Genomic DNA, 26,408 nt, shown 5'->3' with positions numbered 1-26,408 from the left:
GACAACTTCGTTGGCGCACGGGGCGCGCGCCCCGAGACTGCGGTTTTCGGATGAGATGAGGAGCACAACGATGCGCGGCACGAAGTGGATGGTGGCGGTGGCCCTGTGGGCGGGCACCACGGTGGCGGCCCAGGCGTCACCGGCCCAGTTCCTGGTCAGCACGGACTGGCTGGAGAAGAACATCGGCGACCCCAAGGTCAAGGTGCTGGAAGTCAGCGTGGACCCCGGTGTCTTTGAGCGCGGCCACATCCAGGGCGCCGCCAACCTGGTGTGGCACACCGACCTGGTCGACCCGGTGCGGCGCGACATCGCCAGCAGAGACGCCCTGCAGGCCGCGCTGCGCAAGGCCGGCGTCTCCAGCGGCGACACCGTGATCCTGTACGGCGACAACAACAACTGGTTCGCCGCCTGGGGCGCCTGGGTGTTCGACGTCTACCAGGTGCCCAACGTGAAGCTGCTCGACGGCGGCCGCAAGAAGTGGGAGGCCGAGAAGCGTCCCCTCACGCCGCTGGCGACCACAGCCAAGGCCGGCAACATCACCCTGAGTGCGGCCAACCCCACACTGCGCGCCCGCCTGCCTGACGTGGTGGCCGCGGCCGAGAAGAAATCGTCCACCCAGCTGGTGGACATCCGCTCGGCCGACGAGTACTCGGGCAAGGTGATCGCGCCGCCCGGCGTGGCCGAGCTGGCCGTGCGCGCCGGCCACGTGCCCGGCGCCGTGAACGTGCCCTGGAGCCAGGCCGTGGCCGCCGATGGCACGTTCAAGAGCGTGGAGGAGCTCAAGAAGCTCTACGGCGCCGTCGGCATCGACGGCAGCAAGCCCGTCATCACCTACTGCCGCATCGGCGAGCGCTCGAGCCACACCTGGTTCGCGCTGAGCAAGCTGCTGGGGTACGAGGTGCGCAACTACGACGGTTCATGGACGGAGTACGGCAACGCCGTGGGCGTGCCCGTGGCCAACCTCGCCGGCACGGTCTGGACGGGCAAATGATTCAGTACAGGGTATGCGCCCATGTCCGATTCATGAACATCGGCAATCAGCCCATACCCCTGATGTAAGACACTTTGTGGCGGTGAGTCGACGGGTGACTTGGTGTTGGGCCGGTTCCGAGCATGGCTTGGACCGGCCTTTTTTTGCCAACCCTTCGCCACCCGATGCCATCCGGTGCAGCGCTGCACCAGACTGCGCAGCGGTCGACGCGCCAGCGTCCGCAGCCATCGGCCCATGTGCTGCAACTGCTCACGGCGCCCGCATCCGCAGCCCAAGGCGCCGGTACGCGTCGTCGGTGTCGGTCTCGCCCATGCAACGACGCCTCGACGCCAAGCCGCGACGGGCCAGCGCGGCAGACGCATCCCGCGAACCGCAACGCCCGCCCTGATGCCTGCCCACGAGCGCCCGGCCATGACCACGGGCGACCGCGAATCCGCACCCTGCCCCACACCCACAAACACACCCATGCCCCGCCCCTGACCTGCCGCGCAGCCGCAGCGCGCGCCCGCCGCCCGTCCTCACCCCTATTGCGAAGCCCCACGCCATGACCTCACCCCCACCGCGCATCCACCTCCCACATCCTGGCTGCCGCCAGGCCGTCTCCTGCTCGCGCCGCTGGCCGTGGCCGCCGTGCTGGCGCTGCTGCAGGGCCACGTTGTGCACGCCGACCTGGGCCCTGACCTCGTGCTCTCGCTGTGGCTGGGCGCCGCGCTGGGCGTGGTGCTGCAGCGCACCCGCCTGTGCTTCTACTGCGATGCGCGCGATTTCCTCGAGCGGCGCGACGCCCGCGGGCTGTGGGGCATCACCCTGGCGCTGGCCCTGGGCACGCTGGGCTACCACGCGGTGTTCGGCGCGTTTTTGCCCGCCCCCGAGCTGCCGCGGCTGCCCCCCAACGCGCACATCGGCCCCGTGAGCTGGGTGCTGGTGCTGGGCGCACTGGCGTTCGGCCTGGGCATGGCCCTGGCCGGCTCGTGCATCAGCGCCCAGCTGTACCGGCTGGGCGAAGGCGCGCTGGGCACGCTGCTGGCGTTGGCCGGCACGGTGATCGGCTTCGCGCTGGGTTTCCTGTGCTGGAACACGCTGTACCTGAACGCCGTGCATGGCGCGCCCGTGCTCTGGCTGCCGCACCACCTGGGCTACGGCGGCTCGCTGCTGCTGCAGCTGGCACTGCTGGGCGGCGTGGCGCTGGTGCTGCTGCGCCTGCACCGCACCCCTGCGGCCGATGCGCCGGCGCGCTGGTGGCCGGCATCGCCACGGTGGCCTTCCTGCGCGTGGCCCCGCTGGGCGTGACGGCCGAGCTGGGCAGCTGGGGCCGCACCGGCGCCCACGCGGCCGGCCTGCTGCCCGACACCCTGCAGGGGCTGGACAGCTTTCGTGGCTGCATCACGGCGGTGAAAAACGGCTTGTGGACGCGCAACGGCGCCTTCATCGCGGCGCTGGTGCTGGGCTCGTTCGCGGCGGCGGCAGGGTCGGGCAGCTTTCGCCTGCAATGGCCCACGCGGCACGAGGTCTGGCGCAACCTGCTCGGCGGCCTGCTGATGGGCTGGGGCGCCATGCTGGCCCTGGGGTGCACCGTGGGCACGCTGTTGTCGGGCATCATGGCCGCGGCCGTGTCGGGCTGGGTGTTCGCCGTGGCGTGCGGCGTCGGCCTGTGGCTGGGCTGGCGGCTGCGCCAGCGTCTGCCCGGTTGACCCGCGAGCGTGTCGATCTGCGGGCTGGCCGCGCGTGCGCTCGGGCCTGCACGGCATCACGATGCACCTGCGGGTTGGCGGTCTGGTCAACCCAGCTTGGCAGTATTCACCGATTCCCGATGTAACATGAACGGCAACCATCCCATACTGCTCATCACCGGTGTGCCGGCGCCAGGCCCTTGAAGGCCAACCGGCCGGATGGCGTCACGCCGCCTCTCGGCCTTTGGGCGCCAGCGGCCAGTTCGCCAGGCGCCAGAAATACCAGCCGAAGTACGGCAGCATGGCCAGCGACACGGCCCAGGCCGCGCCCTGCAGACCGCCTTGCCACAGGCCCAGCGCCAGCGCCAGCAGGAACACCGCCTGCCCGACCAGGGCGAGCTTGAACGCCCAGGCCTGGGCCTGCCAGGCCATGGTCACCACCGCCAGCGGCGCCGCCACGAAATGCACGGCGATGTAAGGGGCCAGCGCCCGCGCCAGCTCACCCGCAGGCCGCCAGGGCTCGCCAAAGGCCCAGGCGAACAGCGCCGGCCCGACCAGCATGAGCAGCGCCGCCCCCAACACACCCAGGGCCGCCAGCAGCGCCAGCAGGCGCCGCACCAGGCGCCGCCCTTCGGCCACCGACGTCTGCGCCAGCCGGGGGTACACCGCCTGCGACACCGCCTGGCCGACCAGGGCCGCGGGCGCCTTCAGGTAACGCAGCGCGAGGCCCCAGAAGCCGGCCGCCACGTCGCCCGTGAACGCCAGGATCAGGGCCACGGCCAGCGCGTCCTGCAGCGCGCCCAGCAAGGCATGCGGCGCGTTCAGCAGCGGAAAGTCGCGGTGGCGCCGCGCCAACTCCCGCAGCCCGGGCGCATCGGCCGGTGGCCAGGCCGCGCGCAGCCAGCCCCGGCGCGGCGCCGGCCGGCGCAGCACCCAGGCGGCCAGCCCCAATGCCACGGCCTGGCTGGCCACCAGCAGCCAGGCCTGCTCGGCCGGCAGCGGTCCGCCCCACGCTGCGTGCAGGCCCGGCGCGCCCATCGCCCCCCAGGCCACCGCGACCTGCAGCAGCGCCACGGCCCCGTACTGCACGAAACGGCTGAGCGCCATGGCCTGAAACGCCTGGGCGCGCGTGGCCCACATCACGCGCAGCTGCACCCAGGCCATCAGGGCCACCAGGGGTGCCAGCCAGGCCACCAGATGGCTGGTATCCGGCCACAGCACAATCCACACGATCGACAACAGCACCATACTCAGCGATACACCGATCCCGATGCGCACACACAGGGCCAGCAGGCCCTCGGCCTCGGCCTCGTCGCGGGCCAGGGGCAGCGCGAAGTCGTAGCGTCCGCACGCCGCCACCGCCAGGGTGGCGGCCCAGGCCGCGAACGCGGTGTACAGCCCCATGGCCGCCGGGCTGTAGAGCCGCGCCAGCACCGGCCCCAGCAGCAACGGCAGCAGCTGCGCCGCCGCGCCGCCCGCCAGCAGCACGGCCACGGCACGCGCCAGGTGGGGAGAACGGGCCGGTGTCAGCGCCATGGGGCCACCTTCGGTCAACGGGCCGATCAGGCCGCCGCCGCGGCGTTCACCGCCGCCTGCAGCCGTTCGCGGCTGGCGGCGCGCAGCCGGCTCAGCCCCAATTCGCGCGCCATGGCGCCCAGGGCCTGGTCACCGTGGTGCCCCTGAGCCCGCACCCAGCGCGCCAGCGACACCAGCTCGGGCATGCAGATCTCCTCGATGTCGCGCACGCTGTCCGCATCGGCGGGTGTGCGGCAGGCCAGCCCGGCGGCGTCCGCGCCATCGGCGGGCCAGTGGAAGCACCCCACGGGCTCTTGCGTGGTGTGGCCCAGGCGGCCAGCCACCTGCAGCACGCGCTCGTGGATCCGGCTGCCCGTGCGCTGAAAGCCGTGCGCGCGGGCGATGCGCCGCGCCAACACGCTGTCCAGGATGGGCCCTTCGTGCTGCACCACCCAGCCCACCATGGCCTGCAGCACCGCGTCGTACGCCGGCTCGTGAAACCGCTCGGCACACACCGCCCCGGCCGGCACCGCATCGGCCGGCTGCGAGATGCGCAGCACGCGCGGCATGACCGGGCCGCCTGGCCGGGCCTGCGGCACGGGCCGCACCCGCTGCTCGGGCGCACGCGCATACAGGGTCGGCGGCGATGCCCCAGCATCCACCGGGCTGGGTTCATCGGCTCCGTCGCGGGTGGGCGGGTTGGCCGGTTCGGCGTCATGCGACGCCACCGACGCGGGCTCGGGCATGAACGCGCCCGCCATCACCGCCTCGCCCACGCGTTCGGTCGTGGGCGCCTGGGCCCCGTCCGGCATGGGGACGTGGCCATCGGCCTGGGCAGCTGGCTCGGCCAAGGCCGGCGTCACCGGCCGCGCGGCAGCCTCGGCCGCCCGCCGCCTGCGGTCGGCGGCCAGCAGCGCGTTCAGCCGGGCGTGCAGGCGCGCCAGCGTGCCGCCCGGGTTGACCCACCAGTCGGTCGACCAGATGCGCTCGATCTCCCAGCCCAGGCCCCGCAGCACGGCCTCGCGCAGCTTGTCGCGGTCGCGCGCGGTGGCACTGCGGTGGTAGGTGGCGCCGTCGCACTCGACGCCCGCGAGGTAGCGGCCCGGCAGATCGGGGTGCACCACCCCCAGGTCGACGCGGAACGACGACGCGCCGATCTGCGCGTGCACCTGCCAGCCCTGCTGACGCAGCGCTTGCGCCACGCCGGCCTCGAAGGGGCTTTCAAAATCACCCACGCTGCCCTGGTGCGCCTCGGCCAGGGCCTTGGCGCCGCGCTCGGCAAACTCGAGGAAGTGCTTCAGGTCGCGCACGCCCGCCGCCTGCGTGCGCGAGAGGTCGATCTGATCGCCGCGCAGGCTGGCGAACACCCGCAGCGCGTGGCGGGCCCGCGTGACGGCCACGTTCAGCCGGCGCTCGCCGCCATCGCGGTTGAGCGGGCCGAAGTTCATCGACAGCACGCCCGCCGGATCCGGCCCATAGGTGATCGAGAAGTACATGATGTCGCGCTCGTCGCCCTGCACGCTTTCCAGGTTCTTGACGAACACCGGCTCCAGGCCCGCATCCGAGAAAAACGGCTCCAACCCCGGGTCCTGGCGCCGCTCCTCGTCCAGCAGGTCTTCGATCAGCCGCTGTTGCTCGGCGTTGAAGGTCACCACGCCCAGGGTCAGGCCCGCCTGCCCCACCTCGGGCGAGCGAAGCTGGGCCACCAGGTCGGCCACCAGGGCCCGCGCCTCGGGCAGGTTGGTGCGGGCACCGCCCTTCTCGTATCGGCCCTGCACGACGTGCAGGCTGACGGCCTGGTCCTGCGTGAAGGGCGAGGGAAAGGTGACCAGGCCGCCGCCGTAGTAGCGGTGGTTGCTGAACGCGATCAGGCTTTCGTGGCGCGACCGGTAGTGCCACGACAGGTTGCGCGTGGGCAGGCTGGCGCCCAGGCATTCGTCGAGGATGCTTTCCAGATCGCCCTCAACGACCTGCGCGTCGTCGTCGGCGTTGTCGGTGCGGTCGAAAAAGTTCGTCGGCGGCAGCTGCTTGGGGTCACCCACCATCACGACCTGGCGCCCACGCGCCATGGCGCCGATGGCGTCCCACACGGGGATCTGCGAGGCCTCGTCGAACACCACCAGGTCGAAATGGCGCGCATCGGCCGACAGGTACTGTGCGATCGACAGCGGGCTCATCAGCAGGCACGGCGCCAGCTGCAACACCGCCGACGGGATGGCCTGCAACAGCTGGCGCAGCGGCAGGTGCTGGCGCTTCTTGGCCATTTCGCGCCGCAGGATGCCCCATTCGCTGCTGCGCTGAACGCCGTCCATCACCGGCAGGTCGGCGCACAGCCGCGCGCGAATCCACTGCCGCGTGATGGCGGTGAATTCGTCATCGAGCGCGCGGAAGGCCTGGATGCGGCGCTCGTGCTCCGCGGCCACGAAGCGCTTGAGCACCTCGTCGCCATCGACGGCCTCGTCCAGCCACCAGCGCGCGTAGTTCACCTCAAACGCCTGGGGCAGCTGGGCCGTGCTGACCACGCCGGACACCAGCGCATCCACCAGCGCGCCCAGGCCCAGGTCGCGGGCCTCGGTTTGCGCCAGGCGCCAGGCGCACCAGGCGTGCAGGTCGTGTGCCTGCGCGGTCAAGTGCGCTGCTGCGTCCACCAGCTGCGCCGGGGGCTGATCGCCAAAGGCCTGCTGCACCGCTGCGGGCTGGCCCGCGGCGCGGCACAGCGCGTCCACCGCCCCATGCAGGCCGGCCAGCGCCGTCTGCACCCGGTGGCAAGCGGGGCCCAGGGCCGCCTGCACCGCGGGCTCGGCGCCCCACACCGTCTGCTGCAGGCGCTGGCGCACCTGCAGCAGCTGATCGAGCGGCAGCCCCAGTCCGGCCAGCGCCGCCTTGAGCGAGGCGTGAAACCGCAGCGCGCGCTCGAGGGCCGCTTCGTCCGTGTCCAGGCCCTGCCAGACGCCGGGGCAGCGGTCGGCCAGCGCCTGCCGGCTCAGCAGCTGCACCTCGACCGCGCCACGCGCCGTCAGCACCGCATGCTGCTGCTGCAACACCGGCCCCGCCAAGCCTTGCGCCACCTCGGCATGGGCCGATGGCAGGCGGCCGCGCCGGGCAAGGTCCAGGCGGTCCTGCTCGAAGGCCAGGGCCGCGCGCAGCAGCGCCACGTCGGTGTCCGGCCCGCGCCACAGCCCGTGGCTGACTTCGGCCAGGTCCGCGCACGCCGCCAGGTCACGGTCGAGCGCGTGCAGCGCCTTCAGGCGTCGCGCCTCGGCAGCCCAGCGCTCGCCGCACTCGCCCTGCAGCGCCGGCTCCAGGCCATCCAGCGCAAACGGCTGGTGCGCGCGCGCCGCCTGCAGCGCGGCATGGGCCTGCAGTGCGGCCTGCGCCGGCGGCAGCCGCGTGCGCTCGCCCGCCCACACCTCGGCAGCGGCGTCCAGCGGCAGCGCAGCCACCTCCTCGCGCAGGCGCTTGATGCGCGCCAGCGCCGCCAGGTCATCGGCCACGCGCGCCTCGCCCGTGCCGTCGATCGCCGCCTCCAGCGCCTGGCGCACCTTGCGCTTGCCCAGCGCGGACAGCGGCCAGATCGCCTGCTCGGCCTTGGTCCAGTCGCGCAGCAGCTGCGCGGCGTTGAGTTGCCCGGCCTCGGCGCCATACGACACCGACAGGCCGGCCCGCAGGCGCTGCAGTTCTTCGATGCCGCGCAGGCCTTGCGCCAGGTCGGCCGCGACCGTCGCCGACCACGGCTGGCCCAGCTCGGCCTGCAAACGCTGGCGCTGCGCCAGCAGTCCGGCAGCCTGAGCCAGCCGCGCCTGCAGCGTGGCGGGCCATGGCGCCACCAGCTGGGCCGAATGCGCGCGATGCTGGCTCAGCAGCTCGCGCGCGGCCCCCAGCTCGGCGCACACCGCCTCGCTGTCGGCGCTGGCGCAAAAGCGCCAGTCCTGCGCCGACGCAGGCGGCAGGATGCTGGCCAGCACGCCCAGCGCGGCCCGGGTCTGGCGACCCAGCGTGGGCCAGTTCACCCCCACAAGCGTTTGCAATTCAACGGCAGCAGACTCAAACTCCCGCCCCAGGGTATGCACAGACTGGGCGGCCTGCATCAATTGCTGCTGCCACCGGGCCGACCAGTCGCTGACGTGCACGAGCGCCAGCGGGCCGGCCGCCAGCGCGTCCGCGCCCACGGCCTGCGCGTTGGCCTGCAGGCGGGCCACCAGCTCGCGCAAGTCCGCCAGGGCCGCGGCGTCGTGCGTGTCCGCGCTGGGCCAGCTCAGGCCCAGCTGGGGCAAGGCGGCCCCGGCCGTGACGCTGCCAATGGCCGCGTACACGCTCAAGCCATTGCCGTGGCGCCAATGCAGGCGCTCGACATAGGTCGACAGCTGCTCGCGCACGCGCGCCAGGGCCTGCGCCTTGGCGTGCCAATCGTCGGCGTTCACCTCGCCGCGCGCCTCCCAGGCGTTCTGCAGCTGGCCCAGCACCTCGAGCTTGCGGCTCTTGCTGGAATGCAGCTCGAGGCAGAAATCGCCCAGGCCCACGGCGCGCAGGCGGCGGTAGACCACCTCGAGCGCGGCGATCTTCTCGGCCACGAACAGCACGCGCTTGCCTTCGGCCAGGCATTGCGCGATGAGGTTGGCGATGGTCTGGCTCTTGCCCGTGCCGGGCGGGCCGATGAGCACGAAGTCCTTGCCCTGGGCCGCCGCCATCACCGCCGACAGCTGCGAGGAGTCGGCCGGCAGCGGGCTGAACACCGCCTGGGGCGGGTAGTCGCGGTCAAGCCGGGCCGTGTCGGGGAACGGCGTGGACGAGGGATAGGGCTCGCGCGGCGTGTCCAGCAGGTGGGCCACCACGGGCGACTCGCGCAGGTCGCCCGTGCGCTCGGTCAGGTCCTTCCACATCAGGTATTTGGCGAAGGAGAACATGGCCAGCACCACGTCTTCGCTGACCTCCCAGCCCCGCATGTCCTTGATGGCCTGGCGCACGCTGGCCCAGATGCCAGCGATGTCCAGCCCCGCATCGTCGCGCGGCAAATCGCCCGTGGGCACCCCCAGCTCGAGCTGGAAGTCCTGCCGCAGCATCTCGACCAGCGTGGGGTTGAACAAGGCCTCGTCTTCGTGCAGGTGCAGCGTGAAGCCCGAACGCACGCTCGTGCGGTCCAGCGTGACGGGCAGCAGGATCAGCGGCGCCTGCAGGCGCGTGTCGGGCTTGTCGGCGCGCATCCACGACAGAAAGCCCAGCGCCACGAACAGCGTGTTCGCCCCGCCCTCCTGCAGCGCCAGGCGCGCGCTGCGGTACAGCTCGACGAGCCGCAGCTCCAGCTCGTCCTGGGCCACGGCGATGAACACCTGGCGGCGCGCCAGCGCCTCGGCGGCGTGGGCCCGGCGCAGGTCTTCCAGGCTGCGCGCCTCGTGCAGCTGCAGGCTGCGCGGGTCCTGGCCCTGCATCAGCTCGGGGGCGGGCAGCAGGCGGATGCTCTGCCCGCCGGACAAGGCGTCTTCCAGCGCCGTGGCCGAGGCCTCGAGCACCAGCGCCTTCTTGCCCGGCTTGAAGTTCAGCAGCGCGTTGCGCAACGAAAGGTCGAGCAGCTTGCGTTGCCAGCGGGCCAGGCGATCCCGCGGGTCCAGCGCCGCCGCCGGCGCCTCGCCCTGCACCTCGGCGGGCAGCTCCGGCGCCGACTCCAGCGTCAGCGCCTGCTCGCCGGGCGCGGCCTCGGGCGTCGCCGGCTGCGGGGACTCGGCCAGCGCCAGTGGCCGGATGCGCGACATGCGCGCGCGCTTGACGTCGATGGCCAGTTCGAACGCATCGGCCTGGGCCTCGTCCAGCTGCCGCTCGGCCTGCGCAATCGCCTGGCTGAAGCTCGCCGCCGGGCTTTGCGCCGCCAGCGTGGTCTCGAACACCAGCAGCTCCCGCAGCTTGAGCCGCTTGCGCACGGCCGTGATGTCGTCGACCACCGGTGTGGCGAACTCCTCGTCGCGCAACCACACGCCGGCGAAGGCATGGCCCGGCGTGAAGACCAGCAAGGGGTTGAGCCGCGCCTGCTCCAGGCAGGCGGCAAACAGCAGCGTGGTGTCCAGGCAGGTGGCCAGGCCCGCATCCAGGATCTGGCCGGGGCTGCGCACCTTCTGGCCAGCATGCTCGAAGCTGGCCGGCGGCAGCGCGTAGTGCAGCTTGAGCTGCAGCACCGAGGTCCAGATGGCCGACGCCAGCTCCCAGGCCCGCGTGGCGCCCTGGGCATAGCCGTCCAGGGCGCCGGGCTTGCCGGCTGCCTCCAGCGCCAGGGCAGCGCCCTTGAGCACACGGTCCACGGCCGGGTCGTTGGGCTGGACGAACGCCGCCACCAGCTCGGGCAGGTGGTCTAGGCCGCCCCACTGGTTGCGCGCCAGCAGCTCGACCCCCACCTCGGCACTCGCCAGCAGCCGCTCGGGCTCGCGGCGGCTGCGCAAGGCCAGGTGCAGCGTGGCTGACTCGGCCTCTGTCAACCGCGACAGCAAGGCGCCGTCGAGCTGCACATCGAGCTGACTCAGGTGGTAGGTCTCGCCCGGCCCCACCGATTCGACGTGCCAGGTGCGCGGCTTGACGAAGGCCGGGCTGGAGGTCAGCGTCAGCGTCAGCCCCTCCACCGCCACCGGCGTGTCGTTGACGATGACCAGCTCGTGCAGGGCGGGCACGGCGTTCTGGAACGCCGACAGGTTGAGCTTGGGCGCCACACCGGCGCGCACGTGCAGGGCCGGCGCGCCGGCGCCGGCATCGACCGCGTCGTCCTCCAGCACGGCTGGCTGGCTGGGTTCATCGGTCATTCACCGTCTCCTGGGTACTCATTCTTGGGGTATGCATCAATTGCCGTTTTCATGGCGACGGGAACAGGGTCATACTGCACAAACATCACACATCACATTCAGCCACGCAACGCCTTCAGCAGGGTGGCGATCACCCGGTCCTGGTCGGCCTCGCTCAGGTCGGCGCTCATGGGCAGGCTGAGCACGCGCTCGGCCAGGGCATCGGCCACGGGCGTGGGCTGCGTGGCATGGCGCGCATACGCGGGTTGCTGGTTCATGGGCCGGGGGTAATGCACGGCCGTGGGCACGCCCTGCGCCGTCAGCGCGGCCTGCACGGCATCGCGTGCCGGCACCTGCACCGTGTACTGCCCATGCACGCTGGTGCGTCCGGGCCGCGTCCGCATGCGTTCGACGCCGGCGGCATCGAACGCCGCGTCGTAGCGCGCACCCACCTCGGCACGGCGCGCCAGCTCCCAGTCGAAGCGGCCGAGTTTGGCCAGCACCACGGCGCACTGCAGGGTGTCCATGCGGCCGCCCACGCCGACGCGGGTGTGCGTGTAGCGCGCGCTCTGGCCGTGCACGCGAATCTCGCGGCAGGCCTGGGCCAGCGCGGCGTCGGCCGTGAAGATGGCGCCGCCGTCGCCATAGCAGCCCAGCGGCTTGCTGGGGAAAAAGCTGGTGCAGCCCAGCGTGGACAGGCCGCCGCTGAGCCGCGTGCCGTGCGCGTTGCGCAGGCTGGCGCCAAAGCTCTGCGCGGCATCCTCGATCACGGGCAGGCCGTGCCGGTCGGCCACCGCCTGGATGGCGTCCATGTCGGCCACCTGGCCGTAGAGGCTGACCGGCAGGATGGCCCGCGTGCGCGGCGTGAGGGCGGCCTCGATCTGCTGCGCGTCGATCAGGCCGGTGTCGGCCTCCACGTCGACGAACACGGGCACGCCGCCCAGCAGCACGATGACCTCGGCCGTGGCCGCGAAGGTGAAGGGCGTGGTGACGACCTCGTCACCGGGCTGCAGGTCCAGGGCCATCAGGCTGATGAGCAGCGCCTCGGTGCCGCTGGCCACGGTGATGCAGTGCGGCACGCCCACGCGCGCCGCCAGCGCCGCCTCCAGCTCGGCCACCTCGGGGCCCATGATGTACTGGCCGTGGTCCAGCACGGTCTGCATGCGCGCATGGATGTCGGTCTTGAGCGCGGTGTACTGGGATTTCAGGTCGATGAAGTGCATGGCCTTGCCTGCGAAAAAGCGTGCATGGCTGCGCCATGCAAAGCGCCGAGTATCCCAGCCCTGGCGTGCGGCGTGCGCGCCCGCCGCGCCGAACCCGTTCACAAGGGGTTCGCAGGCCAGGCCTGCCAGGCGGATGGGTGGGCCCGCATGTCGGCCTGGACGACCAGCGCAGGCCCTGGATGCATGCCGACGCGCGGTGAAGGCGGCGCCCAGAACCGCGTGGCCGCGTTCATGCCCCAAACGGCAGCCGGTCAAGACCGCGCGCAGGCGTCCGGTCTCCTGCAACGTGCGCCCTTCGTCCAAGAGGGCGCAGGCGGCTGGCTGGTGATGCGCCCAGGTCCGCACGGTCCGCCCCGGTGCCGGCACGACACAGTCACTGCCCGCCTGCCACCTGGGCAACAGCGCCGCCGCCCCGGCCCGGCATTCAGGCGGACAATGCAGCCCTTTCCGCAGTCAAGCGCCCGCGCCCCACGCGCCGGCCCCTCGTGTTCGTGCCCCCTCGCAACCTCTGGATCGACCAGGCCAAAGGCCTGGCCTGCCTGCTCATCGTCGCCCACCACCTCGCGTTCTACGGCCCCATGGCCGATCAAGTGTGGCCCGCCGTGCCCGCTTTCATGAACTGGCTTTATGAGTATGCTCGCATGGCCGTTCAGATTTTCTTGGTCCTGGGCGGATACCTATGCGCCGCCGCCCTGGCGCCCAGCGGCCACATGGCACCCCGCAAGCCCTTGCTGCCGTTGCTGCTCAAGCGCTACCTGCGCCTGAGCCTGCCGTTTTGCGTGGCGCTGCTGGTGGCCATCCTGGTCAACGAGGGCGTGCGCGCCGCGGGCTTCGTCCACGACTCGGTGTCGGCCGAGCCCAGCGTGGTGCAGGTGCTGGCCCACCTGTTGCTGCTGCACACCCTGGGCGGCTGGGAATCGCTGTCGGCGGGCGTGTGGTACGTGGCCATCGACTTCCAGCTCTATGCCCTGTGCGCCGGCTGGCTGTGGCTGGCCCATGCGCTCAGCGCCGACCACGGCCCCTCGCGTCTGGCGCAGGCCGGCGTGGTGGTGGCGACCTGCCTGTCGCTGTGGCACTGGAACCGCGATGCCGATCTGGACGTGTGGGCCATCTACTTCGTCGGCGCCTACGGCCTGGGCATGATGGCGTGGTGGGCCGGCCACGCCCCCGAGCAGCGCGAGCGCCACCGCTGGGTCGGCGCCATCGCCTTTGCCACGGGCCTGGCGCTGTGCCTGGAATGGCGCACCCGCATCGCGCTGGCCGGCGTGGGCGCGCTGGTGCTGGCCACCTCGCGCGACTGGCCGTGGCCCGCGCGCCTGCGCGCCTGGCGCTGGTCGCCCCTGGCCTGGCTGGGCACGCGGTCGTACTCGGTGTTCCTGATCCACTTTCCCATGTGCCTGCTGGTCAACGCGGTGTGGGCCGCGCTGTGGCCCCAGGGCGTGCTGACCAACGCCCTGGGGCTGGGCGTCGCCATCGCCTTGTCGGTGGCGGCGGGTCAGGTGCTCTACCAGACCGTGGAGTCGCGGTCCATCTCGTGGCGCAAGCTGCTGGGCTGGCAAATGGGCGCGCTGGGCCTGGGGGCACTGGCCATGACCAACTGGCTGTGAGGCGCCGGCCGTCGCCCTGGTGAGCGCATCGCATCGCGCCGGTGCCGGAGACGGCCTGCGACCAAAAAAAAAGCCGCCCGGGGGCGGCTTTCGCGGTCAGGCGCAGGGCCTCACTTCAGGGCCTTGTAGCGCATGCGCTTGGGGGCAGCGCCCTCTTCGCCCAGGCGCTTCTTCTTGTCGGCTTCGTACTCCTGGTAGTTGCCGTCGTAGAAGTACCACTGCGAGTCGCCTTCGGCCGCCAGGATGTGGGTGCAGATGCGGTCCAGGAACCAGCGGTCGTGCGAGATGACCATGACGGTGCCGGCGTACTCCAGCAGCGCGTCTTCCAGCGCGCGCAGGGTTTCCACGTCCAGGTCGTTCGACGGTTCATCGAGCATGAGCACGTTGCCGCCCTGAATCAGCGTCTTGGCCAGGTGCAGCCGGCCGCGTTCACCACCCGACAGGTTGCCGACCTTCTTCTGCTGGTCCTGGCCGTTGAAGTTGAAGCGGCCCGCGTAGGCGCGGCTGGCCATCTGGAACTTGCCGACGTTGATGATGTCGAGCCCGCCCGAGATGTCTTCCCACACCGTTTTTTCGTCGGTCAACGCGTCGCGGTGCTGGTCCACGAAGGCCATCTTCACGGTCTGGCCGATGACGACCTCGCCCGAATCGGGCTGTTCCTTGCCGGCGATGAGCTTGAACAGCGTCGACTTGCCGGCGCCGTTGGGGCCGATGATGCCGACGATGGCGCCGGCCGGGATGTTCATCGACAGGTTGTCGATCAGCAGGCGATCGCCAAAGCTCTTGCTGACGTTCTTGAACTCGATGACCTGCGAGCCCAGGCGCTCGGCCACAGGGATGAAAATTTCCTGCGTTTCGTTGCGGCGCTGGTATTCGTAGTCGCTCAGCTCTTCAAAGCGGGCCAGGCGGGCCTTGGACTTGGACTGGCGGCCCTTGGCGTTCTGGCGCACCCACTCCAGCTCCTTCTTCAGGGCCTTGGCGCGGGCTTCTTCGCCCTTTTGTTCGGCCTCGAGGCGGTTGCCCTTTTGCGTCAGCCAGTCGGTGTAGTTGCCCTTGTAGGGGATGCCGCGGCCGCGGTCGAGTTCGAGGATCCACTCGGCCGCGTTGTCCAGGAAGTAGCGATCGTGGGTGATGCCGACCACGGTGCCCGGGAAGCGGTGCAGGAACTGCTCCAGCCATTCGACCGACTCGGCATCCAGGTGGTTGGTGGGTTCGTCGAGCAGCAGCATGTCGGGCTTGGACAGCAGCAGCTTGCACAGCGCCACGCGGCGCTTTTCACCGCCGGACAGCAGGCCGATCTTGGCGTCCCAGGCCGGCAGGCGCAGCGCGTCGGCGGCGATCTCGATCTGGTGCTCGGAGTCGGTGCCGGCCGCCGCGATCACCGCTTCGAGCTCGCCCTGTTCGGCCGCCAAGGCGTCGAAGTCGGCGTCGGGTTCGGCGTAGGCGGCGTAGATCTCTTCGAGGCGCTTCTTGGCGTTGTTGACTTCGCCCATGGCTTCGTCAATCGCCTCGCGCACCGTGTGGTCGGGGTTGAGCTGCGGTTCCTGCGGCAGGTAGCCGATGGACAGGCCTTGCATGGGCAGGGCTTCGCCTTCGAACTCCTTGTCCACGCCGGCCATGATCTTGAGCAGCGAGGACTTGCCCGAGCCGTTCAGGCCCAGCACGCCGATCTTGGCGCCGGGGAAGAACGACAGCGAAATGTCTTTCAAGATCTGCCGCTTGGGCGGCACGGTCTTGGAGACACGGTTCATCGAGTAAACGTATTGAGCCATGTGAACAGTGAGGTGAAAGAGGGGCAGGCCAGCGCCGGCACCCCGAGAAAGAGGGGCCCGGCCAAGCGGCCGCATCGTGCGAGGGAATGGGGGTGATTATCGCCTCAGTGCCAGGGCGGGACTTCCGGCTGTGGGGCATGGCACCTGCCGATCCCGGGCCTTGAGCCCGTCGGGCAGGTGATCTTCTGGGCCAACACCAGCCTTCGCCATGGTCACACAGGCCGACGCCGCAGATGGACACGGTCGCCGTGCACAGCAAGCTGCAGATGAAGGGTCTGGCGGGCAGGCGCACCGGCCACGCGGCGCTCAGTTGCGCATGAGACAAGGGGGCCGGACCCGACGCTTCACCATCTTCGCCTCACCCACTCAGCGGACTTCGCCATGACCCTCGCCTCGCCGTTTTCCACTCCCCTGAGCCTGTGCGGCCCGCTGCGTCAGCCGCGCCAGATGCTGGCCGAGCAGACCTACGACGGCCACAAGTCCATCCACGACGACGCCACGGCCGAAAACCTGGGCCTGCGCGCGGGCCCCATCGAAGGCCCCACGCATTTCAGCCAGTTCGACCCACTGCTGGTGCAGGTGTTTGGCCAGCAGTGGTTCGAGACCGGCTGCATCAGCGCGCATTACCAGACCATGGTGGTCGAAGGCGAATCGGTGCGTGCCTTCGTGGAGCAGCCGACGCCCGGCGCGACCTTTGTGCGCATCCATGCCGAGAAGGCCGATGGCACGCCGGTGCTCACCGGCACGGCCTCGGTCGGCGCGTCCACGCAGCCCCATGAACTGGAGCAGCGCATCGCCAAGCTGCGTCCGCCCACCGGCCTGGTGATCAACCGCGACCTGAAGGTCGGCCAACGTGGCGCCGCGCCCGAGACCATCCGCATGGGCTTCCACCAGCACATGGGCGACCACTACCCCTTCACGCTGGCCGACAAGCTCAAGGTCATCACCGAGCCCTGCCCCTGGTACACGCCCGAGGGCGGTGCCCAGTCGCCGTGGGGCCGCCCCATCATCCCAACGGAGATGATCAGCGTGCTGCTGGGCAGCACCACCATGGAGGCCAAGCTCAAGGGGCGGTCACCGGCCGTGGGCCTGTTCGCAGGGCAGCAGATCCGCCTGATCCAAGGCCCGCTGTTCGTGGACCAGGACTATGCGCTGGAGCGCGAAATCATCGCCCTGAGCGAGAGCGCGCGCACCGAGTCGGCCTGGATCCGCACCCGGGTGTTCGAGCTGCCCAGCCGCACGCTGGTGGCCGAGATGATCCTGAACAGCGCGGTGATGAAAGCCTCGTACCCGCACTACGAACGCGACGCGCGCGAACTCGGCCTCACGGTCTGACGGCACGGGCCGCAGCGACCACCCGGCGGCCATGCGCCCGCATGGGCGGACCATCCCACGGCCGGTCGCCCCGTCAGCGGCAGCACCCTCCGCAAACCGGCGTCAACCCTGGCGCCGCGCGGAAAACACGGCAGCGCCACAAGACCTGTCCACGCCTGTGTCACAATGCATGGGTCGCGAACCGCAGTGAGCTCGCGATCACAGCAATCGGCTGGGGACGAAGAAGCACATTCCGGCTCCCATTTTTGAAACCGCCCGGGTTTGACACTGACCAGTCTTCCAACGCAAGAAGCCGGCCATGACCCTGGCACCCGCGCCCAAAACAAAAATCGGTTGTGGCGCTCCAACATGACATTTGATGATTTGAATCTGGCGCCAGCCATCCTGGACGCCGTGCGCGACATGGGCTACGACGCCCCGACTCCGATTCAAGCGCAAGCCATTCCCCTGGTTCTGGAAGGCCATGATCTGCTGGCCGGCGCCCAGACCGGCACCGGCAAAACAGCCGCCTTCGCCCTGCCCTTGCTGAACAAGCTGAGCCAGCAAGCCGCCGGCAAGAGCAAATTCGGCGGCAAGGCCGTGCGCGCCCTGGTGCTGACCCCCACGCGCGAGCTGGCCGCACAGATCGACGACAACGTCCGCGCCTATTGCAAGAACCTGCCCCAGCTGAACTCCACCGTGATCTTCGGCGGCGTGGGCATGAAGCCGCAGATCGACCGCCTCGCCAAGGGCGTGGACGTGCTGGTGGCCACACCGGGTCGCCTGCTCGACCTGCAGGACCAGGGCTACCTCGACCTGTCCACGGTCGAAATCCTGGTGCTGGACGAAGCCGACCGCATGCTGGACATGGGCTTCATCCACGACGTGAAGAAGGTGCTCAAGCTGCTGCCCAAGGACAAGCAAAGCCTGCTGTTCTCGGCCACCTTCAGCAACGAGATCCGCGAGCTGGCCAACGGCCTGCTGCACTCGCCCAAGAGCATCCAGGTGACGCCGCCCAACACGACGGTGCAGCGCATCACGCAGCTCATCCACCCGGTGGGCCGCGGCAAGAAAAAGGCTGCCTTGCTGTCCATCATCGAGCAGCACAACTGGAGCCAGGTGCTGGTCTTCACGCGCACCAAGTACGGTGCCAACAGCGTGGCCGAGTACCTGACCAAGAACGGCGTACAGGCCATGGCCTTGCACGGCAACAAGAGCCAGACCGCCCGCACGCAGGCCCTGGCCGGCTTCAAGAGCGGTGAGTTGCGCGCGCTGGTGGCGACCGACATCGCCGCCCGTGGCATCGACATCGAAGACCTGCCGCACGTCGTGAACTACGAAATTCCCAACGTGCCGGAAGACTACGTGCACCGCATCGGCCGCACCGGCCGCGCCGGCGCCGATGGACACGCCGTGAGCTTGGTCTGCATGGACGAAGAAGGCTTCATGATGGAGATCGAACGCTTCACCAAGCAGGAGATCCCCGCCCAGATGCTCGACGGCTTCGGCCCCGAAGAAGGCGAGCGCGCCGAACCCATCGCCATGGGACGCCAGACCCTGTGGGGCGGCCTGGGCAAGCCGCCCAGCCGCGACGTGATGGCCGCTGCCGCCAAGGCCGCGCGCCAGGAAATGATGCAGCGCATCCGCGACAACAAGGCCACGCAAGGGCAAAAGCCCAAGCGTGCCGATGGCGACGCGGAAGCCGACGGCCAGCGCCCGGCACGCGGCAACGCCCAACGCCCGGCGCGTGGCAATGCCGGCCAGGCTGCCAGCGCCGATGGCCGTCCGGGCCAGGGCCACAACCGCAGCCGCCGCCGCGGCAATGGTGCCGGCGGCAGCGCGGCACCGCGCGCCGACTTCCAGGAGCGCGTTGATGGCGAAGCCGGCCACGCACCGATGCGCGAGCCTCGCGCCGATGGCGAGGGCGGCGGTCGCAACCGCCGCAGCCGCGCGCCCTATGGCCAGGACCGCAACGACGGTCAGCGCGCCCAGCCCCGTGAACGCGCCGACTTCGACGAGGACTACGATCCCGATCTGGAACGCCTGCCACGCAACGTCGACCCGTTGCAAACCAACCTGCACAACCGCCGCAGCAACGGCGTGCGCCGTCCGGCCGCGCCGGGTTCGCAGCCGGATCCGATGCGCACCAGCATCGATGCCATGGGCGCCGGCAAGCGCTATGGCGGCGGCGGCGGTGCCGGCGGCAACCGTGGCGGCAACCACTTCGGTGGCGGCGCGGGCAATGGCGGCGGCCGTGGCCGCAGCCGTTCGCGCAGTGGCGGTGGTGGTGGCGGCGGAAGCAGCAACGGCGGCGGCAACGGCTGGCGTTCGCTCAACGGCCGCTGAATCCGTCCACCCAGGTGATGCGCGTGCCGCCCTGCGATGCGCGCTGAGCCTTTGAGGAGCAACCCGGCAGATGGCCTGTCGTCCACCTGCCCCACCGGCTGCTCCAGCCCCATGCGCCCTCTTTGAGGGCGTTTCGTTTTTATTGGGGTATGCCACCATTCCCGCTCAATGATCAACGGGCATGGCGGCATACTCTCGTTTTTTCCAAAAGGCTGCTCCCCATGTCCTCGTCATCGCGCCAGGTGTTGATCGCCACGGCTGCTGTGTTGGGCTCGGTCGCGGCCCTGGGCCTGGGCACCTCGTTCGCCAAGCAGCTGTTCCCGCTCATCGGCGCACAAGGCACCAGCGGGCTGCGCGTGGGCTTCTCGGCCCTGGTGCTGACGCTGATCTTCCGGCCGTGGCGCTGGCGGCTCACCCGCAGCGACTGGCGCGCCGTCATGCAGTACGGCCTGGCGCTCGGGTTGATGAACCTGCTGTTCTACATGGCCATCCGCACCATCCCGTTCGGACTGGCGGTGGCGATCGAATTCACCGGGCCGCTGGCGGTGGCCTTGATGGGCATGCGGCGGCGCCTGGATGCCGTGTGGATCGCGCTGGCGGTGGTCGGCCTCTGCTTGCTGCTGCCCTGGCAAGGCGCCGATCAGGCCCTGGACCCCTCGGGCGTTGCCTACGCGCTGGGCGCGGCGGTGTTCTGGGCCGCCTACATCGTCTATGGCAAGCGGGCCGGCACTTTGCCGGGCGGCGCCGTGGTGGCCTGGGGCATGTGCTTTGCAGCGCTGGTGGTGGTGCCGGTGGGCGTGTGGCATGCAGGCCCCCTGCTGCTGGACCCGGGCCTGCTGGTGTTCGCGCTGGGGGTGGCCATCGTGTCCAGCGCCATCCCCATTTCGCTGGAAATGTTCGCGCTGCAGCGCCTGCCCAAAGAGACGTTCGGCGTGCTGACCAGCACCGAGCCCGCCATGGCGGCGATGCTGGGCTGGGTGCTGCTGCACGAGCGCCTGACCGCGTTCCAGTGGCTGGCGATCGCCTGCGTGATGGCTGCCTCCATCGGCTGCGCCATCACGGCCAGCACCGGCATGCGGCAGCGCGTGGAGGCGCCATGAGCAGCGCCGTCCACTGGGCCCCGCACCTGCGCCTGCTGGGCATGGTGGTGCTCTGGGGCGCCTCGTGGCCCGCCGGCCGCGTCGTGGCCCAGGCCATGCCGCCCATGGCTGCGGCGGCGCTGCGCTTTCTGATGGCCAGCGCCGTGTTGTTGATCTGGCTGCACCGCACGCGGGGGCTTGGGTTGTTGCGCGCCTGGGACGGACGGCTGTGGCTGGGCATGACCGCGGCGGCACTGACCGGGGTGTTCGGCTATGCGCTGTGCTTTTTGATGGGCCTGCAGCACCTGCCCGCGGGCAAGGCCGCCCTGATCGTCACCCTGAACCCCGTCATCACGCTGGTGGCCGCGAGCTGGCTGTTTCGCGAGCGCATCAACCGCACGATCGGCCTGGGCATGGCGATTGCGGCCCTGGGGGCGGTCATCGTCATCTCGCACGGCCAACCGTGGTTGCTGCTGCAAGGGGCTGTCGGGCGTGGCGAACTGCTGATCGTGGGCTGCGTGCTGTGCTGGGTGGTGTACACGCTGCTGGGCCGCTGGCTGCTGGTCGGGGTCGATGCGCTGGCCACCACCGCCGTCACCGCGACGCTGGGCGCAGCCTTGCTCACCGCGGCCAGCCTGGTGGTCGAGGGCCCGGCCGGGTTTGGCGCCGCCCTTCAGTCTGGCGCGGCCGCCTGGCAAGCCCTGCTGTTCCTGGCGCTGGGCGCCACCGCCATCGCCTATGCCTGGTACTTCGACGGCGTGAAGGCCCTGGGCGCCGGGGCGGCCGCGGGCTACATCACGCTGGTGCCCGTGGTCGGCGTGGTCAGCTCGGCCCTGCTGCTGGGCGAATACATCGATGCCGCCACCATTGCCGGCGGCGTCCTGGCGGTGGCCGGCACCGCCCTGATGAACCGCGGCCGGCGCTGACGCCCTCGTCCGCACGCTGTGGGCCACGTATCGCCTGGGCCACGCGCGTCAGCCCCTGGCAGCTACGCCGATGAAAGCCAGCGTTTGTACGGAAATGATGGGTATGGCGCGCCTCTCGTTTTCTTGTTAACGGAAAGCTGGGTATACCCCTTCAAGAATTATCACCACACAACAGGCACCGCCTGTTGCACGCACCTGGTTGGGGTGTCGAACCCATGCGTTCTGTGGCCCGCACGTGCCGCTGACAGCGGATCGGACTCCATGACCTCACGCGTTGGCTGGGTCGAGGTGAGGCTCCGCCTCCAAGCACAGCACCATGTCCCTTGGGTGATTCGTCACCGCGGCCAGGCGGGTTTGCCCGGTGGCACGCGCATCGGCTCGGCCCGAGCATGCGGTCCTCACTCATCCAGGAGACCTGCATGCCCATGACCCGCCGCCGTGCCGCCGCCCTGATGGGCATGGCCCCCCTGATGGCCGCCCCCAGCCTGCGTGCCGCCGATGTGTTCCCCAGCAAGCCCATCACCCTGGTGGTCGGCTTCGGTGCCGGTGGGGGCACCGACGTGCAAGCCCGTGCGCTGGCCAAGGCAGCGAGCATGGCGCTGGGTCAGAGCATCGTCATCGAGAACCGCCCCGGCCTGTCGGCCACACTCGGGGCCTCGCAGGTCGCGCAGCGCGCTGCGCCCGACGGCTACAGCCTGTGCATGACGCCGGCAACGCTGTTCCGCCTGCCGCACCTGCAAAAGGTGCCGTTCGACCCGCTCAAGGACTTCACCTACATCGCCAACATCACGGCCTACACCTTCGGCATCACCGTGCCGCAAGAATCGCCGTTCAAGTCGGTGAAAGACCTCGTCGCCTTCGGCAGGGCCAACCCCGGCAAGCTCAGCTACGGCACCACGGGCAAGGGCGGCACCAGCCACCTCATGATGCTGCGCCTGGAGAAGATGACCGGCGCCCAGTTCAACATGGTGCCGTTCAAAAGCTCGACGGAGATCTTCTCGGCCGTGCTGGGCGGCCACGTCGATTTCAGCCCCGAGGCCGCCTTCGGCACCCACGTGAACGGCGGCAAGCTGCGTTCGCTGGGCATTTTCCTGGCCGACCGCGTCCCCAGCCGGCCTGACACCCCCACCTTGCGCGAGCAGGGCTTCGACCTGGTGGCCAAAAGCTCCTGGGGCATTGGGGGCCCGGCCGGCATGGACCCCAAAATCATCCAGGTGCTGCAGGACGCGTTCCAAAAGGCCTCGCAAGACTCCGACTTCAAGCGCATGCTGATGCGCGACGACCAACCTGCCCTGTTCATGGACAGCCCCACCTACACGCGCTATGCGCACGACCTTTACGCCGAGGAAGGCAAGTACGTGCGCGAACTGGGTGTGAAAGTGGAGTAAGCGACACCCCGCCTGCCAGCAAAGAGCCCGCACCAGCGGGCTTCTTGCTGCGGCTCGGTCCCCTTGCCACTCCAGGCGGAGGCTGGCAGCCGCGCGAACTGTTTGGCCGCGTCGTGGCGTACGCAAAGGGTGCGTTCAGGTCCGCAAAGCACATTTCCCATTGCATGCATTGCCTCACTCATTTGCCAGTATTCATTCAGATTCCTCGCTTCATCAACGAGAACTTGCATATACCTTTGCCAATCATTCGGCACTCATGCGGCAAAGGCCTGGCAACGCGGTCGCTTTTCAGGCGGCAGGTCACCTTGGAGAATGACGAGGCCGCCAAGCTGGGCTAGGCTCGCAACGTTCGCAACACACTAGATCCAACCATGTCCGACGCATACATCATCGACGCTTGCCGCACCCCTCGCGGCATTGGCAAAGTGGGCAAAGGTGCCCTGGCCGACTTCCACCCCCAGCACCTGGCCGCCACGGTGCTGAAGGCCCTGGCCGAGCGCAACCAGATTGACACGGCCGAAGTCGACGACGTGATCTGGGGCACCTCGACCCAGCAAGGCAAACAAAGCCGCGACATGGCCCGCATGGCCCTGCTCGACGCTGGCTACAACCCAAAGGCCAGCGGCGTCACCCTGGACCGCTTCTGCGGTTCGGGCATCACCGCGGTGAACTTCGCCGCCGCCACCGTGGCTGCCGGCTTTGAAGATTTGGTCATCGCAGGCGGCTGCGAAATGATGAGCTACACCGCCACGCTGGCGGACCCAACCAAGCCCAACCTGATGGATGCGGGCAACCTGCACCTGCGCAACACCGTGCCGCAGTCGCACCAAGGCGTGTGCGCCGATGCCATCGCCACGTTGGAAGGCATTCCCCGCAGCGCGCTGGATGAGCTGGCCTATGAAAGCCAGCAGCGTGCCGCCAAAGCCATTGCCGAAAATCGCTTTGAACGCAGCCTGGTGCCCGTGCTCAACGAAGACGGCAGCGTGGCGCTGGCCCACGAAGAGTTCCCTCGTCCGCAAACGACGCTCGAAGGCCTGGCCTCGCTCAAGCCCGCTTTTGAAGTGATGGCGGAAAAGCCCATCGATGAATTCGGCAACACCTACGCCGGCATGATCCGCAAGGTCTTCCCTGAGCTGAACATCAACTATGTGCACCATGCCGGCAACAGCTCGGGCGTGGTGGACGGCTCGGGTGGCTTGCTGCTGGCTTCGGGCGACTACATCAAGAAGCGCGGCCTCAAGCCCCGCGCGCGCATCGTGGCCATGGCCAACGTGGGCGACAGCGCCACCCTGATGCTGAACGCTCCCGTGCCTGCTGCCCGCAAGGTGCTGGCCAAGGCCGGCCTGACGGTGGACGACATCGACCTGTGGGAAATCAACGAAGCCTTCGCCGTGGTGGCCGAGAAGTTCATCCGTGACCTGAAGCTGAACCGCGACAAGGTCAACGTCAACGGCGGCGCCATGGCCCTGGGCCACCCCATCGGCGCAACGGGTTCGCTGCTGATCGGTACGGTACTGGACGAGCTGGAACGCCGCGATCTGAAGCGTGGTCTGGTCACGATGTGCGCTGCTGGCGGCATGGCCCCGGCGATCATCATCGAGCGCGTCTGATCCGGGTTCTCGCGCCATGTCTGGGGGCGTGGCGTGAGGGCATCGATGGTGATTTCGATGTACTCCACCAATGTCCACTGAGAAATGATGAAGCACTTCGGCAGATTCATCAAATTTCAGAGTAGAATGCCAGCTTCGTCGGAGCGTAGCGCAGTCTGGTAGCGCATCTGCTTTGGGAGCAGAGGGTCGCGAGTTCGAATCCCGCCGCTCCGACCAATTGATTCAAGGGCTTAGCTCGAAAGAGCTAAGCCCTTTTGTCTGGTCAACGCCTTTCACAGGCATGAGCGGATTCATCATCCGTCAGTGAGCGGCGTGCACCTCCATGGTCCTGGCTTTTCGGGCCACACCGGGCCCTACCCAGCCGCTCTGCCTCACGTCGTTCAACGCTTTGGTGTGTAGATCGCGGAAGCGCCCCCCGGACCTTGGCCATCTCGGTCGACAAGTCAGGCATTGCTCTCTCGAAAGCGCCACGCACTCCGCATGACTCAGCCGGCAAACACACTCAAATTGCGCGCGATGTCCTTGCCTGCATAGGGAGGAAACACATCCAGCAGCTTGTCCGGGTTGCCAATGAGCAGTGATTTTGTGTTGGACAAGGCGTCGAATCCCGCCTTTCCGTAGTATTTGCCCATGCCGCTCATCCCCACACCACCAAAGGGCAAGCTGTCAATCCAGCAATGAAGGTTGGTCTGGTTCACACACCCACCGCCAAAGGACACGCTCTTCAGGAAGCGATCAATGTCCACCTGGTTCTTGCTGAAGATGTAAGCCGCCAAGGCTTTGGGTTTGCGCTTGATGGTGTCGATGACCTCACTCAGATCATCGTAGGGCAGCACAGGCAGAACCGGACCGAAAATCTCTTGCTGCATCGCTGGATCATCCCAGGTGCTGGGGTACAGAATCGTTGGCTCCACATAGCGCGCCTGCACGTCGAAGCGACCGCCATGCACCACCTTCTCGGGTTGAATGTAAGACACCACGCGCCCGGCATCATGCTCGCTGATCATGCGGGCAAAATCCGGACTGAGGCTGGGGTCCTCACCATACATCGCCGTGATCGACCGCTTGAGGCGCGCGATGAAGTCGTCGGCAATGGAACGGTGCACGTACACATAGCCTGGCGCAATACACCATTGGCCAGAAATGGCATTGTGTCCCCAGGCAATCTGGTCCACAGCCACGTCCAGGTTGGCGGATGCGTCCACAACGGTCGGATTTTGACCGCCGAGCTCCAGGATGACGGGCGTGAGGTGCTCAGCTGCTGCCCGCATCACCACCTTGCCGACAGCGGCACTGCCTGTGAAGAAAATGAAATCAAAGGGCAGTTCCAGCAGTTCGGCGATTTCTGAACGCCCGCCGGTGACGATGGCGACGGCCTCGGGCGCAAAGTACTCAGGAATCAACTTCTGGAACAACGCGGCCACCGTCGGCGTGGTGTTGGCGGGCTTGAGCACCACGGGGTTACCGGCCGCCAATGCAGCGATGGCCGGGTCCAGGAGCAAAAGCACCGGGGCGTTGAAAGGACCGATGACCAGGGTCGAGCCGTAAGGTTCTTTGTGAATGACGCCTCGATACCCTTCCGATTCGAGCCCCGAAGGAATAGGCACGTCTTGCGGGCCATCAACTCGCTCAAGTGCTCACGGTAGTAGCGAATGACGCCCAGTGGCACGGTGATCTCGAACAATTGCTCGAAGGGCGGCTTGTGAAAGTCCTGATAAAGCGCATCACAGAAGGCCTGCTGGTGCTCGGTCAACATCCGCGCCATGCGGTCCAGTTGATCGATGCGCCACGCGGGTGACTTCGTGGCGTCACTGAGGAAATGCGACTGTTGCGCTTCAAGGATGGGGGCGAAACGATTGGGCACAGTACCTCCTCAAAGCCACAATGGCCAGGATGTAAAACAATGCGCATTTCTATGGGTCACAACATGGCCAATGGCTGCGTACAGCAGTCACCAACCAACGCGCGGTTCATGAATGACCGGTGCAGCATAAGAACGACTCAGGCGAATGTAAACAGGCTGCCATCAGCGAACGACAGGCCTTAATACCTTGGCACTAAAAATGGCCCGCATCAGCCAGCAGGATCCAAGCTTGAGTGTCGATTCACCGCACCGACACACGGCGCATGATATTTTCATGTTCACGCCGGCACAGATCCAAAACCCACAAAAAAGCCGCCTTAAATATCAGACGGCTTTCATGACAAT

At 68.8% G+C, this 26,408-nt stretch carries 15 protein-coding genes and 1 tRNA gene; 11 read left to right on the top strand and 5 right to left on the bottom strand.

The window, feature by feature from the left end:
- Positions 1-70: 70 nt before the first annotated feature.
- The 3 genes from CCO03_RS07820 to CCO03_RS20820 all read left to right on the top strand — a co-directional run bounded on the left by CCO03_RS07820 (position 71) and on the right by CCO03_RS20820 (position 2,682).
- On the top strand, positions 71-991 hold the full coding sequence (locus CCO03_RS07820; protein WP_087279461.1) for a sulfurtransferase: 921 nt from the start codon (positions 71-73) through the stop codon (positions 989-991).
- Between the two features lie 621 nt (positions 992-1,612).
- Entirely contained in the window at positions 1,613-2,281 is a 669-nt protein-coding gene (locus CCO03_RS20825; protein ID WP_250645008.1) for a YeeE/YedE thiosulfate transporter family protein, read from the top strand.
- Positions 2,230-2,682 carry a YeeE/YedE thiosulfate transporter family protein gene (locus CCO03_RS20820; protein WP_250645007.1) on the top strand — a complete coding sequence of 151 codons (453 nt, stop codon included), beginning with the start codon at positions 2,230-2,232 and terminating at the stop codon, positions 2,680-2,682. Before CCO03_RS20825 ends, CCO03_RS20820 begins: the two co-directional genes overlap by 52 nt.
- Before the next feature lie 204 nt (positions 2,683-2,886).
- Here the strand turns inward: CCO03_RS20820 and CCO03_RS07810 are convergent, their stop codons facing one another.
- The 3 genes from CCO03_RS07810 to CCO03_RS07800 all read right to left on the bottom strand — a co-directional run bounded on the left by CCO03_RS07810 (position 2,887) and on the right by CCO03_RS07800 (position 12,157).
- The gene (locus CCO03_RS07810) at positions 2,887-4,197 is read right to left on the bottom strand and encodes a lipopolysaccharide biosynthesis protein (RefSeq protein WP_087279459.1); all 1,311 of its coding nucleotides are present in this window, start codon (positions 4,195-4,197) and stop codon (positions 2,887-2,889) included.
- A 26-nt stretch (positions 4,198-4,223) separates the two neighbouring features.
- On the bottom strand, positions 4,224-10,955 hold the full coding sequence (locus tag CCO03_RS07805; protein WP_087279457.1) for a DUF3320 domain-containing protein: 6,732 nt from the start codon (positions 10,953-10,955) through the stop codon (positions 4,224-4,226).
- Positions 10,956-11,053: 98 nt separating this feature from the next.
- Positions 11,054-12,157, bottom strand: a complete 1,104-nt coding sequence (locus tag CCO03_RS07800) for a DegT/DnrJ/EryC1/StrS family aminotransferase (RefSeq protein WP_087284401.1) — start codon at positions 12,155-12,157, stop codon at positions 11,054-11,056.
- A 485-nt stretch (positions 12,158-12,642) separates the two neighbouring features.
- Here CCO03_RS07800 and CCO03_RS07795 point away from each other — a divergent pair, with 485 nt between their 5' ends.
- A complete protein-coding gene (locus CCO03_RS07795) occupies positions 12,643-13,764 on the top strand; it encodes an acyltransferase family protein (protein WP_087279453.1) in 1,122 nt (373 codons plus the stop codon).
- 110 nt (positions 13,765-13,874) lie between these two features.
- Here the strand turns inward: CCO03_RS07795 and ettA are convergent, their stop codons facing one another.
- On the bottom strand, positions 13,875-15,536 hold the full coding sequence (gene ettA, locus CCO03_RS07790; RefSeq protein WP_087279451.1) for an energy-dependent translational throttle protein EttA: 1,662 nt from the start codon (positions 15,534-15,536) through the stop codon (positions 13,875-13,877).
- 381 nt (positions 15,537-15,917) lie between these two features.
- On the opposite strand from ettA, the gene CCO03_RS07785 reads away from it, so the two are divergent.
- The 7 genes from CCO03_RS07785 (at position 15,918) to CCO03_RS07755 (ending at position 24,415) form a co-directional block, all read left to right on the top strand.
- A complete protein-coding gene (locus CCO03_RS07785) occupies positions 15,918-16,871 on the top strand; it encodes a hypothetical protein (protein WP_087279448.1) in 954 nt (317 codons plus the stop codon).
- A gap of 348 nt (positions 16,872-17,219) precedes the next feature.
- Complete coding sequence (locus tag CCO03_RS07780) at positions 17,220-19,196, top strand: DEAD/DEAH box helicase (RefSeq protein WP_087284398.1); 1,977 nt, start codon at positions 17,220-17,222, stop codon at positions 19,194-19,196.
- A 221-nt stretch (positions 19,197-19,417) separates the two neighbouring features.
- Positions 19,418-20,296, top strand: coding sequence for an EamA family transporter (locus tag CCO03_RS07775; protein WP_087279445.1), 879 nt, complete (start codon positions 19,418-19,420; stop codon positions 20,294-20,296).
- Entirely contained in the window at positions 20,293-21,201 is a 909-nt protein-coding gene (locus tag CCO03_RS07770) for a DMT family transporter (protein ID WP_087279442.1), read from the top strand. Before CCO03_RS07775 ends, CCO03_RS07770 begins: the two co-directional genes overlap by 4 nt.
- Positions 21,202-21,620: 419 nt before the next feature.
- The gene (locus CCO03_RS07765; RefSeq protein ID WP_157667559.1) at positions 21,621-22,589 is read left to right on the top strand and encodes a Bug family tripartite tricarboxylate transporter substrate binding protein; all 969 of its coding nucleotides are present in this window, start codon (positions 21,621-21,623) and stop codon (positions 22,587-22,589) included.
- Positions 22,590-22,960: 371 nt separating this feature from the next.
- Entirely contained in the window at positions 22,961-24,199 is a 1,239-nt protein-coding gene (locus CCO03_RS07760) for an acetyl-CoA C-acetyltransferase (RefSeq protein WP_087279436.1), read from the top strand.
- Between the two features lie 139 nt (positions 24,200-24,338).
- Positions 24,339-24,415: transfer RNA gene (locus tag CCO03_RS07755), tRNA-Pro, on the top strand.
- A 269-nt stretch (positions 24,416-24,684) separates the two neighbouring features.
- Here CCO03_RS07755 and CCO03_RS07750 read toward each other — a convergent pair.
- Positions 24,685-25,806 carry an aldehyde dehydrogenase family protein gene (locus tag CCO03_RS07750; protein ID WP_205690375.1) on the bottom strand — a complete coding sequence of 374 codons (1,122 nt, stop codon included), beginning with the start codon at positions 25,804-25,806 and terminating at the stop codon, positions 24,685-24,687.
- Between the last annotated feature and the right edge of the window lie 602 nt (positions 25,807-26,408).

It is taken from the genome of Comamonas serinivorans, assembly GCF_002158865.1.
GTDB classification, from domain to species: Bacteria; Pseudomonadota; Gammaproteobacteria; order Burkholderiales; family Burkholderiaceae_C; genus Comamonas_E; species Comamonas_E serinivorans.
Note: the sequence above shows the minus strand (reverse complement) of the source record. Positions and strands in the feature narration are given on the sequence as shown.

Bases quoted from the DNA above. Each gene is read 5' to 3' on its own strand.
- CCO03_RS07820 (WP_087279461.1), top strand. From the start codon at position 71: ATGCGCGGCACGAAGTGGATGGTGGCGGTGGCCCTGTGGGCGGGCACC.
- CCO03_RS07810 (WP_087279459.1), bottom strand. From the start codon at position 4,197: ATGGCGCTGACACCGGCCCGTTCTCCCCACCTGGCGCGTGCCGTGGCC.
- CCO03_RS07805 (WP_087279457.1), bottom strand. From the start codon at position 10,955: ATGACCGATGAACCCAGCCAGCCAGCCGTGCTGGAGGACGACGCGGTC.
- CCO03_RS07800 (WP_087284401.1), bottom strand. From the start codon at position 12,157: ATGCACTTCATCGACCTGAAATCCCAGTACACCGCGCTCAAGACCGAC.
- ettA (WP_087279451.1), bottom strand. From the start codon at position 15,536: ATGGCTCAATACGTTTACTCGATGAACCGTGTCTCCAAGACCGTGCCG.
- CCO03_RS07785 (WP_087279448.1), top strand. From the start codon at position 15,918: ATGACCCTCGCCTCGCCGTTTTCCACTCCCCTGAGCCTGTGCGGCCCG.
- CCO03_RS07780 (WP_087284398.1), top strand. From the start codon at position 17,220: ATGACATTTGATGATTTGAATCTGGCGCCAGCCATCCTGGACGCCGTG.
- CCO03_RS07775 (WP_087279445.1), top strand. From the start codon at position 19,418: ATGTCCTCGTCATCGCGCCAGGTGTTGATCGCCACGGCTGCTGTGTTG.
- CCO03_RS07770 (WP_087279442.1), top strand. From the start codon at position 20,293: ATGAGCAGCGCCGTCCACTGGGCCCCGCACCTGCGCCTGCTGGGCATG.
- CCO03_RS07765 (WP_157667559.1), top strand. From the start codon at position 21,621: ATGCCCATGACCCGCCGCCGTGCCGCCGCCCTGATGGGCATGGCCCCC.
- CCO03_RS07760 (WP_087279436.1), top strand. From the start codon at position 22,961: ATGTCCGACGCATACATCATCGACGCTTGCCGCACCCCTCGCGGCATT.